This window comes from Candidatus Methylopumilus universalis (assembly GCF_006364435.1).
GTDB lineage: Bacteria > Pseudomonadota > Gammaproteobacteria > Burkholderiales > Methylophilaceae > Methylopumilus > Methylopumilus universalis.
In genome coordinates, this window is sequence record NZ_CP040977.1 from 607,347 (window position 1) to 620,233 (window position 12,887).

Sequence of the window (12,887 nt, forward strand, 5' to 3'; positions counted from 1 at the left end):
ATTATTTTACGTGTAGTCCACATTCTTTATTTTGAGGATCTTCCCACCACCAGCGCCCAGCTCTTACATCTTCTCCTTCAGAGATAGCCCTCGTGCACGGTGCGCAACCGATGCTTGGATAAAAATGATCATGAAGTGCGTTATAAGGCACTTCATAGTGTTTAATATAAGCCCAAACCTCTAGCTCACTCCAAGCGCTTAATGGATTCAGTTTTTGAGACTGATGTGCTTCATCAAATTCTTCTTCTTGAAGCGTTTGTCTTGTTTGAGATTGCTCTTGTCTCATACCTGTGATCCAAGCTTTTTTATCTTTTAAAGCGCGATTTAGGGGTTCAACTTTTCGAATACCACAACACGACTTCCTTAAGTCTAAGGAATTATAAAAAGCATTGATGCCATTTGTATTGACATAGTTTTCTACTTTTTCTTGGTTAGGGAAATAAAGTTTAATTTTGAATTGATACTTGTCTTCTACCATTTGAATTAAATTATACGTTTCAGATGGCAGCCTTCCTGTGTCAATAGAAAATATCTCAACATTAAGTTTATTTTTTTGGATGAGATCAACAAGCACCATGTCTTCAGCCCCCAAACTATTTGCAAAGGTGACAGAGTTATGTTTTTCAATATTCTTTTGAATAAGTGAAATGACTTTTTCTGATTTTTCTTTAATCGTTTTAATAAGTGCATCATTGATATCGATTTTATCGATATGTTTTTTCTGGGGCTTTATAGGTTGGATACTCATGAACGCACCTTCCTTTTCCAGATAGGCTCTTTAATATCGACAGCCCCCTGATATGGATCACTAAATGACTGAAGGGCTTTTAATGCCTCATTGGCATCTTTGCCAGCTTTAATCAGGTAGCTATCAAATCCTGAACGTTTTAGGTAAAACAATTGATCTTGTAAGACATCACCAAAAGCTCTTAATATATTTTTAAAGTGATAACGTGAGCGCAGTAAATTGCCTAATGTAAATATGCGACCATCTTGAAATCGTTCCACAAATACAGCAATCAGTGGAAATACATTAATGTCTTTTTCTAGAAGTAATAACGCATCTAAGGTTTCATGTGTCGCTACCCACAATGCAATTTCTTTATTTTTAACTCTTATCTGCAATGCATCACGATTTTTTAGATATACACTTAATGGCAAAATAATTTTTCCAGTTTGCGGGATGACCGTTTCACTGATTTGTAAGTCGGTAGGGAGTGATTCACCAGTTAATTTAAATAACACTACTTTACCCGCTTGTTTTTTTACTTCTTCATTACCACTTGGCAAGCTTACAAATGTCCATTCATCTTCTACAATGGACTGATTGAGAATAAGCTGAGAATTAAGCATACACATGCTCTTTAAAAGGATTCACACCTAAGCGTCTTACAGTGTCTATAAATCTTTCTTCAGGGTTGCGATGTTTAATATAAACATCAATAAGTTTTTTAATTACGCCAGGCATTTCTTCGGCAGCAAAAGAAGGGCCTATCACAGAACCTAAGCTTGCATCATTGCCTTGTTTGCCACCAATAGTGACCTGGTACCATTCAGAACCGTCTTTATCAACCCCTAATACGCCGATATGGCCAATATGATGATGTCCACATGCATTCATACAGCCTGAGATATTAAGTTCCAACTCTCCAATATCATGAAGGTAGTCAAGATTATCAAAAGCTTCTTGAATAGAAGTTGCAATTGGAATACTTTTCGCATTAGCAAGCGAACAGAAGTCCCCACCAGGGCAACAGATAATATCTGTTAATAAACCTATATTAGGCGTAGCTAATTGATGTGCTTTTGCTTTTTCCCAAACCTTAAAAATATCTTGTAATTTAACATCCGCCAAAATGAGGTTTTGTTCGTGCGATACACGTAGCTCACCAAAGCTATATTGCTCTGCAAGTTCAGCCACAATTCTCATTTGGTCTGACGTCGCATCACCTGGAGCTAAGCCGTGCGGTTTTAGGGACAAGGTAATAGCTCGATAACCTTTTTGTTTGTGAAGATGAACGGATCTTTTCGCCCATGATGCAAAAGCTTTATTATTTTGAATAGCTTCATCATAAGTATCATCTTGATCATTTAATTTTTCATAAGGCATTGCTGTAAAAAATTTTGCAATGCGTTTTAATTCAGATTCATCAATGGTATTTGGTGAATTTTTTAAATGGTGCCATTCGGCTTCCACTTGTTTTTTAAATTCTTCAATACCTAAAGCCTTCGCTAAAATTTTAATGCGTGCTTTATAGATATTATCGCGACGTCCATGAAGGTTATAGACACGAATAATAGCTTCGCAATAAGTGAGCACATGCTCCCATTCAAGATGTTCACGGATAATAGATCCAAGAATAGGCGTTCTACCTAAGCCTCCACCCACCCATACACGAATGGCCATCTTTTGATCTTTATCATAATAAAATTCAAGCCCAATATCGTGAGCTTGCACAATCGCACGATCTTGTTGACTCCCTGACACTGCAATTTTAAATTTACGCGGTAATAATGAAAATTCTGGATGGAAGGTACTCCATTGTCTTAAGATTTCAGCAATTGCTCTTGGATCAATAATTTCGTCAGGTGCCACACCTGCAAATTGGTCAGTAGTGATGTTGCGAATACAATTGCCTGATGTTTGAATAGCATGCATTTCAACTTTAGAAAGCTCTTCTAAAATATCAGGCGTTTCTTCTAATTTGGGCCAATTGAGCTGAAGATTTTGTCTGGTACTAAAATGACCGTAACCTCGATCAAACTGATCTGATATGTCTGCCAATTTACGTAATTGTTTTGAAGATAAAAGACCGTAAGGAACTGCAATACGAAGCATAGGTGCGTGACGTTGAATGTATAGACCATTCTGTAGACGAAGTGGTCTAAATTCATCATCGGTAAGCTTACCGCTTAAATAACGTGATGTTTGATCGCGGAATTGTGCAACGCGTTCATTGACTATGGTTTGATCGATATTATCGTACTGATACATAATTTTTTTTAATGCTTAATGAAAAATAAGTTTCTGGCCAACATAAATTAAGATCAAAGCCAATACATAGCGAACAGATTGCTCGCTGACTTTAGAACTTAAATGACTGCCTATATAAATGCCTGGAATTGAACCAATTAAAAGGACGCCTAGAAGTGAGTAATCGACGGTGCCTAAACTTGCATGGCCTATCCCAGCAACAAGGGTCAATGGTACCGCATGTGCAATGTCGGTTCCAACAATTTTTGTAATGCCAATCTTAGGGTAGATAAGCAATAAAGCTGTGACACCAAGTGCACCTGCGCCGACCGAAGTTAAAGTTACTAAGCCACCTAAGATTAATCCTAGAATAATGGTTGCTATCTCGATGGCACTATCCGTTTTCAAAAGAGTGACTTTTGATTTTTCAATGAGATAAGGCCTAAAGATCACAGCAATTGAAGTAAGTAATAGCGCAATACCTAAATAAAATTTGATGATATCGACAGCCCCTGTAGATGCCACATCAATTTGTCTTAAATAATATGTCGTGAGAATGGAAGCGGGGATGCTACCTACCATAAGTCTTTTGACAATTTTCCAGTCAATATTACCTAGTTTTCCATGCGCAAAAATACCAACAGATTTAGTCACTGATGCATAAAGAAGATCAGTGCCTACAGCAAGCGCTGGTTTGATGTGGAAAAATAACACGAGGATAGGGGTCATGAGGGATCCGCCGCCTACGCCTGTAAGACCGACTAATAGACCAACTATAAATCCAGAAAATATAAACCCAATATCCATTATTGCCCTTTTTAAAACATTAACTTTTTGGTGTTAAAGTGGACGTCACTATAGCAAGTTTTGATATTATAAAATAATAATATAATATTGTACCTTTATATCTTTTAGTTATATGGGATTAAGGCATGAAACTCCAACAGTTGCGCTGTATTCATGAGGTGGTCAAAAATGGTTTTAGTATTTCTAAAGCCGCCGAGGCATTACACACATCTCAACCAGGGGTAAGCAAACAAATCCAGCTTTTAGAAGAAGAGGTTGGCCTTCATATTTTCATAAGACATGGAAAGCGTTTAGTAGGGCTTAGCGAACCTGGACAACATGTTTATCAACGTATCAATGAAGTCATACGAGAAATCAAAAGCATTAAACAAGTCAGCGAAGAATTCAGTCAATCAAGCCTCGGTGTGTTGACTATAGCAACGACGCATACGCAAGCGCGATATAAGCTTCCAAGTGTTGTTCAGGCTTTTATGAGTAAATATCCTGATGTAAAACTTAATATTCACCAAGGAAACCCGACACAAGTGACTGATCAGGTTGTGAAAGGCGAGGCTGATATTGGCATTGCTACTGAGTCCATAAGCCATAATGATAAATTATTTTGTTTGCCTTGTTACACGTGGAATCGTTGTTTAGTGATGCCAGCAAAACACCCACTTGCCAAAGAAAAAACAGTTACGCTCGCTAAACTTGCCACTTACCCTATCATTACTTATGACTATGCATTTACAGGAAGCACGATTGTGTCAAAAGTTTTTCATGATGCAGGCTTAACCCCCAACATTGTCCTTACAGCGATTGATGCTGACGTGATTAAAACATATGTAAACCTGGGTTTAGGTATAGGATTAATTGCACAAATGGCTTACGACTCTAAAAGAGACCAAGGTCTAGTCAGTATTGATGTGAGTCATTTATTTCCTACAAGTACAACCTATTTAGGTATTAGACGTGATGTATTTTTAAGAGGTTTTATGTATGATTTTATTGAAATGTTTATACCGGAGTATCCAAAACAAGTTGTTAAGAAACTTATATTAGAACAGGAAAATATTTAATTTAAGCCCTTATGAACTCTGATGTAGAAATTAATCAAGCAGCACAATTAAAATCGATCGATGAGATAGTCAAATCACTTGATATCAAAATAGACGACTTATTTTTCTATGGCCCGTATCAGGCTAAATTAAAGCCTTCTTTCACAAACACTTTAAAAGAGTACAAGACATCTAAATTAATTTTAGTGACGGCAATGAGTCCCACACCTGCAGGCGAAGGAAAAACAACCACAACGATTGGTTTGGCTGACGCACTTTTTTCAATCGGTAAAAAATCAGCTGCATGTCTTCGTGAACCTTCTTTAGGCCCGGTCTTTGGGATGAAGGGGGGCGCCACGGGTGGCGGTTATGCGCAAGTAGCCCCTATGGATAAAATTAATTTACATTTCACAGGTGATTTTCATGCCATCACATCTGCTAATAATCTTTTGGCAGCTCTAATTGATAATCATATTCATCACGGCAATGAACTCAATATTGATATCAATCAAATTTCTTTTAAGCGATGTCTTGATATGAATGATCGCGCTCTAAGACATGTCGAATTAAAGCTTGGTCAAAATCATCGAGATACAGGTTTCGATATTACAGTCGCAAGCGAAGTCATGGCCATTTTTTGTTTAGCAGAATCATTGGAGGACCTTCAAAATCGATTGGGAGAAATTGAAGTAGCCAAAAGAGTAGATTCAACATCCGTTTATGCTAAAGATTTAAAAGCGCAAGGGGCTATGACAGCACTTTTAAAAGATGCATTTCAACCCAATCTGGTTCAGACATTGCATGGAACACCCGCTTTTATTCATGGCGGCCCATTTGCTAACATTGCACATGGATGTAACTCAGTCATCGCCACAAAAACGGCATTGAAGTTAGCTGATTACGTAGTTACAGAAGCGGGCTTTGGTGCAGACTTAGGCGCTGAAAAGTTCATAGATATCAAATGTAGGCAGTCGGGTATTAAGCCCGATATTATTGTTTTAGTGGCTACCATTCGTGCACTTAAATTTCATGGAGGCATAGGTGTTTCTGAATTAAATCAAGAAAATCTAAAAGCACTCGAACTTGGTTTTAATAACTTAAAGCGTCACATTGAAAATTGCTCAGAACATTTTGGACTAGATGTCATTGTTTCAATCAATCAATTTAGTTCTGATACAGAAAAAGAAATGACATGGCTTCAAAGCGCAGTAGATAAGTTGGGATTCAAAGCAATCCTTTGTTCGCATTGGTCGGACGGCGCTAAAGGTGCTAAAGATTTAGCTAACGCTGTTTTGGGTCAGTTAAGCAAACCTAAAACATTTAAATTCTTATATGAAGATGATTTGAGCTTAAAAGACAAAATTACCACCATTGCTTTAAAAATATATCGTGCGAAAGAAGTGCAGTTTTCCGATAGTGCTTTAAATAAACTGTTATCACTTGAAAAAAACTATGCAAATTTACCTGTCTGTATTGCTAAAACACCTTATTCATTCTCAAGCGATCCTAAGGAATGTGGCGCGCCTGAAAACCACACGCTTATGATAAGAGAATTAAGATTAGCAAGAGGTGCGGGTTTTGTAGTTGCGATTTGCGGTGATCTTATGACCATGCCAGGACTTCCCAAAAGACCTGCAAGTGAAAAAATACAATTAAACTCAAAGGGTCTTCTTGAAGGGCTAAATTGAGGGGATGAATTGTTTTAAAAGTATTTCAACCCAAGAACAAACTATTCAAAAGTCTAGGTTTATTGGATACACCTTTATAGGTGAAACAAAACAGGATATTTTGCGTACTTTACAATCCATTGCCAAAGAACATCCACATGCAAGTCATTTAGCTTTTGCCTATCAACTCAAAACAGAACATGGATTTGAGCCTTATTATTCCGATGCAGGTGAGCCTTCAGGTACTGCTGGAAAACCTCTCTTGCAATTAATCGATGCACATCAAATTATAGGCGGCGGTATTGGCGTCATTCGTTATTATGGCGGCATTAATTTGGGTACAGGTGGCCTTACAAGAGCTTATGGAGGTACCGGCAAGCTTGCTCTAGCACATTCAACTATTGAGGCTTATGTCGAATATATTAAATTAAAATTAAATATAAATTACAATGAGTTAGATAACTATATTCATGTTATACATTCAATGAATGGGAGCATTCTAGATAAAGGGTTTGACGAAAAAGTGAGCCTTTTGGTGAAGCTACCCGAAACGCAGCTTGGTAAATTAAAAGAGCGTTTTCCCATGACAGAAATGAATCGTTTTTAATATGTTAGATAATAAAACCCCCTAAAAAACATCCGTTATAATCAAGTTATGCTTAATTTTATTTTTGTGCTTCTTATTCTTTTGTGCGGTTTAGCAGGTTATCTATTATGGCGTTTTCAAAGTCAATCACCTGAAGCTATTATGCTAAAAGCTCTTGAAGAAAAACACCGAGAAATGATTGTCGGTTTAAACGATAGTTTAAATAAATTGACCGATCGCCTTAACTTAGCCCTTGCTGAACAAGGCAAGATACAAGGTGAGATTATTCGTGACACCATGGATAACGCGACGAACCAATTGAAAAATTTGCTTAATATGAGGTTGCAAGACATCGATAGCAAGGTTAAAGAAAGTTTGGAAGAAGGGTTTAAGAAAACTAACGATACGTTCGATCGCGTCATGAAACAGCTCTCTACGATAGATGAGGCACAAAAAAAGATCGATGGCCTCACCACCAACATTGTGAGCTTTCAGGAGTTATTGGGAGATAAAAAATCTAGAGGCGCATTTGGAGAAGTCCAACTCGAAGGTCTTGTTCGTAATGCGTTACCACCTGATGCATTCTCAATGCAGCATACATTATCGAATGGCAATCGAGCGGATTGTGTTCTATTTTTACCAGAGCCAACAGGCAGTGTCGCTATTGATTCTAAATTTCCATTGGAAAGCTACAGAAAAATGTTGGATACCAGCTTGCCACCAGATGAAATTAAAAATGCGCAAAAGCAGTTTAAGCTTGATATCAAAAAACACATTCACGATATCGCGAGTAAATATATCATTTCCAATGAAACGTCGGATGGCGCAGTCATGTTTATTCCTGCTGAAGCAGTTTTTGCAGAGATTCATGCTTACCATTCTGATTTGATAGAAGAGGCGATGAGTCAAAGAGTATGGCTCGTATCACCTACCACACTTATGGCTGTTCTCAATACTGCAAGAGCCGTATTAAAAGATGTTGAAACACGTAAACAAGTCCATATTATTAAAGCTGAACTTGGAAGACTTGGGCAAGAGTTTGAACGATTTGATGTGCGTATGAAAAAATTAGCTGACAACATTAGGCAGGCGCACGAGCACGCTCAAGATGTTCATGTCACAAGCCAAAAAATATCTAGACGTTTTTCGCAAATTGAACGTGTTGAGTTGAAAGATGATCCGAACGCTTTATTAGAATTTGAAGAAGAAATTTATACACAACAAGAAGAGCAAAATAAAGATGAGAGTTAAGTTATTTTATTTTGCAAAAGTGAGAGAGGCCCTAGGGGTTGATCGGGAAGAAATAGATCTTGCAGGTAGCATTCAAACAGTTGCTGACTTGGTGGGGTTTTTAAAAAGTAGGGGCAGCGCTTGGCATACTACCTTTAATGAGCTTTCATCAATCAGAATGGCGGTTAATCAGGAAATAGTTGAAGATGATCATGCGATAAGAGCCAATGATGAAGTTGCCTTTTTTCCGCCTATCACGGGCGGTTGATTATGGCTGTCCATGTTCAAGAAGGTTTATTTGATTTACAAATCATCGCCCAAAAACTAAAAAAACTACATAATAGTGGTGCTTCAGTTACCTTTGAAGGGTATGTAAGAGATTTTGATCTAAATCAGGATAAGTTGGACATACTTGAGTTGGAACACTATCCTGGAATGACTGAAAAAGCATTATTAGATATTGAGCTGTTAGCATTTCAGCGATGGAATTTAGATGATATTTATATTGTGCATCGATATGGCAGGTTAAAAGTCGGTGAGCCCATTGTTGGTATTATTGTATTTTCAAAACACCGAAAAGAGGCCTTTGAGGCTTGTCATTTTATTATCGATTTTTTAAAAACAGATGCTCCTTTTTGGAAAAAAGAGATTACCAACCAAAAATCATACTGGGTGGAAGCTAAAAAGTTAGATGACGAAGAAAAGAATAAGTGGAGTTAAATTTTTTAATAAATACATGTACTTATATATTTAAACTAAAGTTAAGTATTAAATAATAAACGCCTATGAAAGTGATTTTATCCCTATGAAAGCTATAAAAAAAGCTGTATTTCCGGTAGCCGGTCTCGGTACGCGTTTTTTACCTGCCACGAAAGCCAATCCAAAAGAGATGCTTCCAGTTGTTGATAAACCTTTAATTCAATATGCGGTAGAAGAGGCAATTCAATCAGGCATTACTGAACTTATTTTTGTCACGGGTCGAAACAAAAGATCTATCGAAGATCATTTTGATAAGAATGTTGAGCTTGAAGCTAGTCTAATCGCTTCCAATAAAAATCTTCTCTTGGAATCTATTCGATCCATCATTCCTTCTCATGTGAAATGTATCTATACCAGACAATCAGAACCCTTAGGTTTGGGTCATGCTGTTCTTCAAGCAAAAACCATTATTAACGATGAGCCATTTGCTGTTTTATTGGCTGATGATTTAACTGATGCTAATACGCCTGTTTTAAAACAATTAATCATGCAACACCAAAAAGAACAATCATCAGTTATTGCGATTGAAGATATCCCTAAAGAAAAAACGGTGCAATATGGCATCGTCGATGTAGGGGGTTCCAATAATAATTTATACAAAATTAATTCAATTGTAGAAAAACCCCAGCCAATAGATGCACCATCTACATTAGGTGTCATTGGTCGCTATGTATTTAATCCAGAAATTTTCGATTGTCTAGAAAAAATTAAACCTGGGAAGGGTGGAGAAATCCAGCTCACTGACGCTATTCAAATGCTACTTGATCAGCAAACTATCTTCGCATATCTATTTGAAGGTAAGCGTTATGATTGCGGTGATAAATTGGGCTTCATGAAGGCCAATATTGAATTTTCAAAAAAACATCCAGAAATAGGAAAAGAATTCATAGCATTTCTAAAATCAGTATCATGATTCAGTTTATTAATTGATGGATACCATCCAAACATTAATTAGTAAATCTTCTGTCATCTATTCAGAAATTGAAATAAAAACTGTAATTCAGAATATTGCAGATCAAGCCAATCAAACAATTAAAACTGATGATCTTTATGTTTTATGTGTAATGAATGGCGCATTAATTTTTGCAGGACAACTTTTACCTCGGCTAGAAAAGAATGTTCAATATAGCTACATTCATGCAACGCGTTATGCAGATTCTCTGACTGGTGGATCCATTGATTGGCTCGTAAGGCCGCCTAAAGAAATTGAAGGGAAGACGGTTTTGATTCTTGACGATATCTTGGATCAAGGCATTACACTTAGAGAAATTGTTGCTACATGCGAAGCAATGAAAGCTAAGGCTGTCTATACCGCTGTGTTATTTGATAAAGAGATAGCAAAAGAAAAATCTTACTCTCCAAATTTTATAGGCCTTAAAGTGCCTAATCGTTTTGTATTCGGATACGGCTTAGATTGCAAGGGTTTGGGTCGAAATCTTCCACATTTGTATGCTTTGGATTAAAAGCATCTTATGTTTTCTTAATTTAATGTCACAATGACACACATATGAGTAAAAAAAATAAATCTATAAGACAAGATGATCCTCAAAAAGAACGTGAGGCTATGTTTTATGAAAAACCTCTCCCTAGTCGAGAATTAATATTAAAGATAATGGCTGATCAGGGCGTTCCTCTTTCAATTTCAAAGCTGAATGAATTACTTGAAATTGCTGATGACGAATCCGAAGCATTTAATAAGCGTATTAGAGCCATGGAAAGACAAGGCCAGATTATGCGAAATCGAAAAGACGATTTTTGTATTTCTGAAAAGTTAAATCTTATTCCAGGACGCATACAAGGCCATGCAGATGGATTTGGCTTCCTTATTCCAGACCAAGGAGGCGATGATATTTTCTTGTCTTCTAGAGAAATGATGCAAGTCCTTCATAACGATCGCGTTATGGTTCAAACCATAGGACAAGATAGAAAAGGTCGTCCTGAAGGTAAAGTGATTGAGATTCTTGAAAGAAAGAATGAGACTTTAGTAGGCAGGGTAGTGCAAGGGCAAGGCGTTACTATCGTTGCTGCTGAAGATAAGAGAATTAATCAAGACTTCCTCATTCCCTATCATCTTGATATGGGCGCTAAACCGGGTCAAATTGTTGTTATTGAAATTACTGCTCAGCCTTCATTTAAATCCAGACCTATGGGCAAGGTAATTCAAATCCTTGGTAATTATGCAGACAGCGGCATGGAAATTGAAATTGCCTTAAGAAAACATCAACTTCCTTACAATTTTTCAGAAGAGACAGTTCGCATTGCGGAATCTTTTTCTAAAAAAGTATCCGAAAATGATTTTAAGGGAAGAGTTGATTTGCGTGATTTACCTCTTATTACTATTGACGGAGAAACTGCAAGAGATTTTGATGATGCAGTTTATGCAGAAAGTGTCGATAAAAATTGGCGTTTAGTTGTCGCTATTGCTGATGTAAGTTTTTATGTACAACCTGATAATGCTCTAGACAAAGAAGCTTTTGATAGAGGTAATTCGGTTTATTTTCCAAGAAGAGTCATTCCAATGTTGCCGGAGGCACTATCAAATGGCCTTTGCTCACTTAATCCACATGTCGATCGATTATGCATGATTTGTGACATGCTTATTGACCAGCACGGAAAAGTTCTTTCTTATAAATTTTATCCGTCTGTTATGGAGTCAAAAGCACGTATGACTTATACAGACGTAAGTGCGCTATTGAAAGAAACATCACCTGAGCTAACAGAAAAATATAAATCGATTATCCCGCACATTAAAAATCTTGAGTCAGTATATAGAATACTCACCAAGCAAAGACATATAAGAGGCGCTATTGAATTTGATTCCTCTGAAACCATTATGATTTTCAATGATCAAGGAAAAATTGATCGTATTGAGCCTGTGATCCGAAATGAAGCACATCGTCTTATTGAGGAGTGCATGTTAGCGGCCAATGTGTGTGCAGCTAATTTCTTAATTGAACAAGAACATCCAGCGCTTTATAGAATTCATGAAGGCCCAACTGAAGAGCGTTTAGAAAATTTGCAAATATTTTTAGCTGAATTTGGATTTATGTTAACTGGTGGAGATAAGCCGAGCATTAAGGATTACGCTGCTTTAATTGAAAAAATTAAAGGTCGACCAGATGAACATTTATTGCAAACGGTTTTATTAAGGTCAATGCAACAGGCTGTTTATAGCCCAGACAATATTGGTCACTTTGGTTTGGCTTATGAGGCATATGCACATTTTACTTCTCCGATACGTCGATACCCTGATCTTTTAATTCATCGTGCGATTAAAGCTACTTTAGAAAAGAAGAAAATGCCTGCCTCAAATTGGCATGTCTTAGGCCAACATTGCTCTATGACAGAAAGAAGAGCTGATGATGCTACGCGAGATGTTTCAGCATGGCTTAAGTGTTATTACATGCAGGATAAAATTGGTGAGATATACGAAGGTACTGTTGCAGGTGTAACAAGTTTTGGTTTATTTGTTTCTATTGACGATATTTATATTGAAGGTTTGTTGCATGTGACAGAGTTAGGTAACGATTATTTTACTTATGACAAAGCAAGGCACGCAATGGTTGGTGAAAGATCTCACGTCATTTATCGCTTAGGAGATCGCTTAAAAGTAAAATTAGTGCGTGTGGATTTAGAGCTTAGCAAAATTGACTTTAGCCTTGAAAGCCATCAAGAAGTTCAAAAGTCTTCATTAAAAGATAGAAAGCCAAAAAATTTCTTTAAAGAGAAAGTAGCACATAAAAAGAAAGCCCATCCTGGAAAACATAAAAGTGGTTCAAAGGTATCTGGTTCACCAAGAAGTAAAAAGAGAATAAGAGCTAAATAAC

The 12,887-nt window shown here is 37.0% G+C and carries 13 protein-coding genes; 9 read left to right on the forward strand and 4 right to left on the reverse strand.

The genetic code is table 11. The annotated features are described in order from the left end of the window. Position 1: 1 nt before the first annotated feature. The 4 genes from FIT70_RS03330 to FIT70_RS03345 are packed head-to-tail and all read right to left on the reverse strand — an operon-like array spanning position 2 to position 3,781. Entirely contained in the window at positions 2-748 is a 747-nt protein-coding gene (locus tag FIT70_RS03330; protein ID WP_139930613.1) for a phosphoadenylyl-sulfate reductase, read from the reverse strand. After that, positions 745-1,353 (reverse strand): DUF934 domain-containing protein, encoded by a 609-nt coding sequence (locus tag FIT70_RS03335; protein WP_223257752.1) that lies wholly within the window; start codon positions 1,351-1,353, stop codon positions 745-747. Before FIT70_RS03335 ends, FIT70_RS03330 begins: the two co-directional genes overlap by 4 nt. After that, complete coding sequence (locus FIT70_RS03340; RefSeq protein ID WP_139884359.1) at positions 1,346-2,995, reverse strand: nitrite/sulfite reductase; 1,650 nt, start codon at positions 2,993-2,995, stop codon at positions 1,346-1,348. The genes FIT70_RS03335 and FIT70_RS03340 overlap by 8 nt, the downstream gene beginning before the upstream one ends. 15 nt (positions 2,996-3,010) lie before the next feature. Next, on the reverse strand, positions 3,011-3,781 hold the full coding sequence (locus tag FIT70_RS03345; protein ID WP_139930617.1) for a sulfite exporter TauE/SafE family protein: 771 nt from the start codon (positions 3,779-3,781) through the stop codon (positions 3,011-3,013). Positions 3,782-3,906: 125 nt separating this feature from the next. Here FIT70_RS03345 and FIT70_RS03350 point away from each other — a divergent pair, with 125 nt between their 5' ends. The 9 genes from FIT70_RS03350 to rnr all read left to right on the forward strand — a co-directional run bounded on the left by FIT70_RS03350 (position 3,907) and on the right by rnr (position 12,886). Then, positions 3,907-4,839 carry a CysB family HTH-type transcriptional regulator gene (locus tag FIT70_RS03350; RefSeq protein ID WP_139930619.1) on the forward strand — a complete coding sequence of 311 codons (933 nt, stop codon included), beginning with the start codon at positions 3,907-3,909 and terminating at the stop codon, positions 4,837-4,839. An 11-nt stretch (positions 4,840-4,850) separates the two neighbouring features. Next, positions 4,851-6,506 carry a formate--tetrahydrofolate ligase gene (locus FIT70_RS03355; RefSeq protein WP_139930621.1) on the forward strand — a complete coding sequence of 552 codons (1,656 nt, stop codon included), beginning with the start codon at positions 4,851-4,853 and terminating at the stop codon, positions 6,504-6,506. 4 nt (positions 6,507-6,510) lie between these two features. Continuing rightward, positions 6,511-7,092: an IMPACT family protein gene (locus tag FIT70_RS03360; RefSeq protein WP_139930623.1), complete on the forward strand. Its 582-nt coding sequence runs from the start codon at positions 6,511-6,513 to the stop codon at positions 7,090-7,092. Positions 7,093-7,140: 48 nt separating this feature from the next. Further along, positions 7,141-8,322: a DNA recombination protein RmuC gene (locus FIT70_RS03365; RefSeq protein ID WP_139877243.1), complete on the forward strand. Its 1,182-nt coding sequence runs from the start codon at positions 7,141-7,143 to the stop codon at positions 8,320-8,322. Beyond that, entirely contained in the window at positions 8,312-8,569 is a 258-nt protein-coding gene (gene moaD, locus FIT70_RS03370; RefSeq protein WP_139871464.1) for a molybdopterin converting factor subunit 1, read from the forward strand. Before FIT70_RS03365 ends, moaD begins: the two co-directional genes overlap by 11 nt. Before the next feature lie 2 nt (positions 8,570-8,571). Then, positions 8,572-9,021 (forward strand): molybdenum cofactor biosynthesis protein MoaE, encoded by a 450-nt coding sequence (locus FIT70_RS03375; protein WP_139930625.1) that lies wholly within the window; start codon positions 8,572-8,574, stop codon positions 9,019-9,021. 85 nt (positions 9,022-9,106) lie between these two features. Then, a complete protein-coding gene (galU, locus tag FIT70_RS03380) occupies positions 9,107-9,973 on the forward strand; it encodes a UTP--glucose-1-phosphate uridylyltransferase GalU (protein WP_139928488.1) in 867 nt (288 codons plus the stop codon). Between the two features lie 16 nt (positions 9,974-9,989). Continuing rightward, positions 9,990-10,523 carry a hypoxanthine-guanine phosphoribosyltransferase gene (locus tag FIT70_RS03385; RefSeq protein ID WP_139874506.1) on the forward strand — a complete coding sequence of 178 codons (534 nt, stop codon included), beginning with the start codon at positions 9,990-9,992 and terminating at the stop codon, positions 10,521-10,523. A 44-nt stretch (positions 10,524-10,567) separates the two neighbouring features. Then, positions 10,568-12,886 (forward strand): ribonuclease R, encoded by a 2,319-nt coding sequence (gene rnr, locus FIT70_RS03390; RefSeq protein ID WP_139930627.1) that lies wholly within the window; start codon positions 10,568-10,570, stop codon positions 12,884-12,886. The last annotated feature ends 1 nt before the right edge of the window (position 12,887 follow it).

Excerpts from the sequence above, each read along its gene's own strand:
- FIT70_RS03330 (WP_139930613.1), bottom strand. The coding sequence starts at position 748 with ATGAGTATCCAACCTATAAAGCCCCAGAAAAAACATATCGATAAAATC.
- FIT70_RS03335 (WP_223257752.1), bottom strand. The coding sequence starts at position 1,353 with ATGCTTAATTCTCAGCTTATTCTCAATCAGTCCATTGTAGAAGATGAA.
- FIT70_RS03340 (WP_139884359.1), bottom strand. The coding sequence starts at position 2,995 with ATGTATCAGTACGATAATATCGATCAAACCATAGTCAATGAACGCGTT.
- FIT70_RS03345 (WP_139930617.1), bottom strand. The coding sequence starts at position 3,781 with ATGGATATTGGGTTTATATTTTCTGGATTTATAGTTGGTCTATTAGTC.
- FIT70_RS03350 (WP_139930619.1), top strand. The coding sequence starts at position 3,907 with ATGAAACTCCAACAGTTGCGCTGTATTCATGAGGTGGTCAAAAATGGT.
- FIT70_RS03355 (WP_139930621.1), top strand. The coding sequence starts at position 4,851 with ATGAACTCTGATGTAGAAATTAATCAAGCAGCACAATTAAAATCGATC.
- FIT70_RS03360 (WP_139930623.1), top strand. The coding sequence starts at position 6,511 with ATGAATTGTTTTAAAAGTATTTCAACCCAAGAACAAACTATTCAAAAG.
- FIT70_RS03365 (WP_139877243.1), top strand. The coding sequence starts at position 7,141 with ATGCTTAATTTTATTTTTGTGCTTCTTATTCTTTTGTGCGGTTTAGCA.
- moaD (WP_139871464.1), top strand. The coding sequence starts at position 8,312 with ATGAGAGTTAAGTTATTTTATTTTGCAAAAGTGAGAGAGGCCCTAGGG.
- FIT70_RS03375 (WP_139930625.1), top strand. The coding sequence starts at position 8,572 with ATGGCTGTCCATGTTCAAGAAGGTTTATTTGATTTACAAATCATCGCC.
- galU (WP_139928488.1), top strand. The coding sequence starts at position 9,107 with ATGAAAGCTATAAAAAAAGCTGTATTTCCGGTAGCCGGTCTCGGTACG.
- FIT70_RS03385 (WP_139874506.1), top strand. The coding sequence starts at position 9,990 with ATGGATACCATCCAAACATTAATTAGTAAATCTTCTGTCATCTATTCA.
- rnr (WP_139930627.1), top strand. The coding sequence starts at position 10,568 with ATGAGTAAAAAAAATAAATCTATAAGACAAGATGATCCTCAAAAAGAA.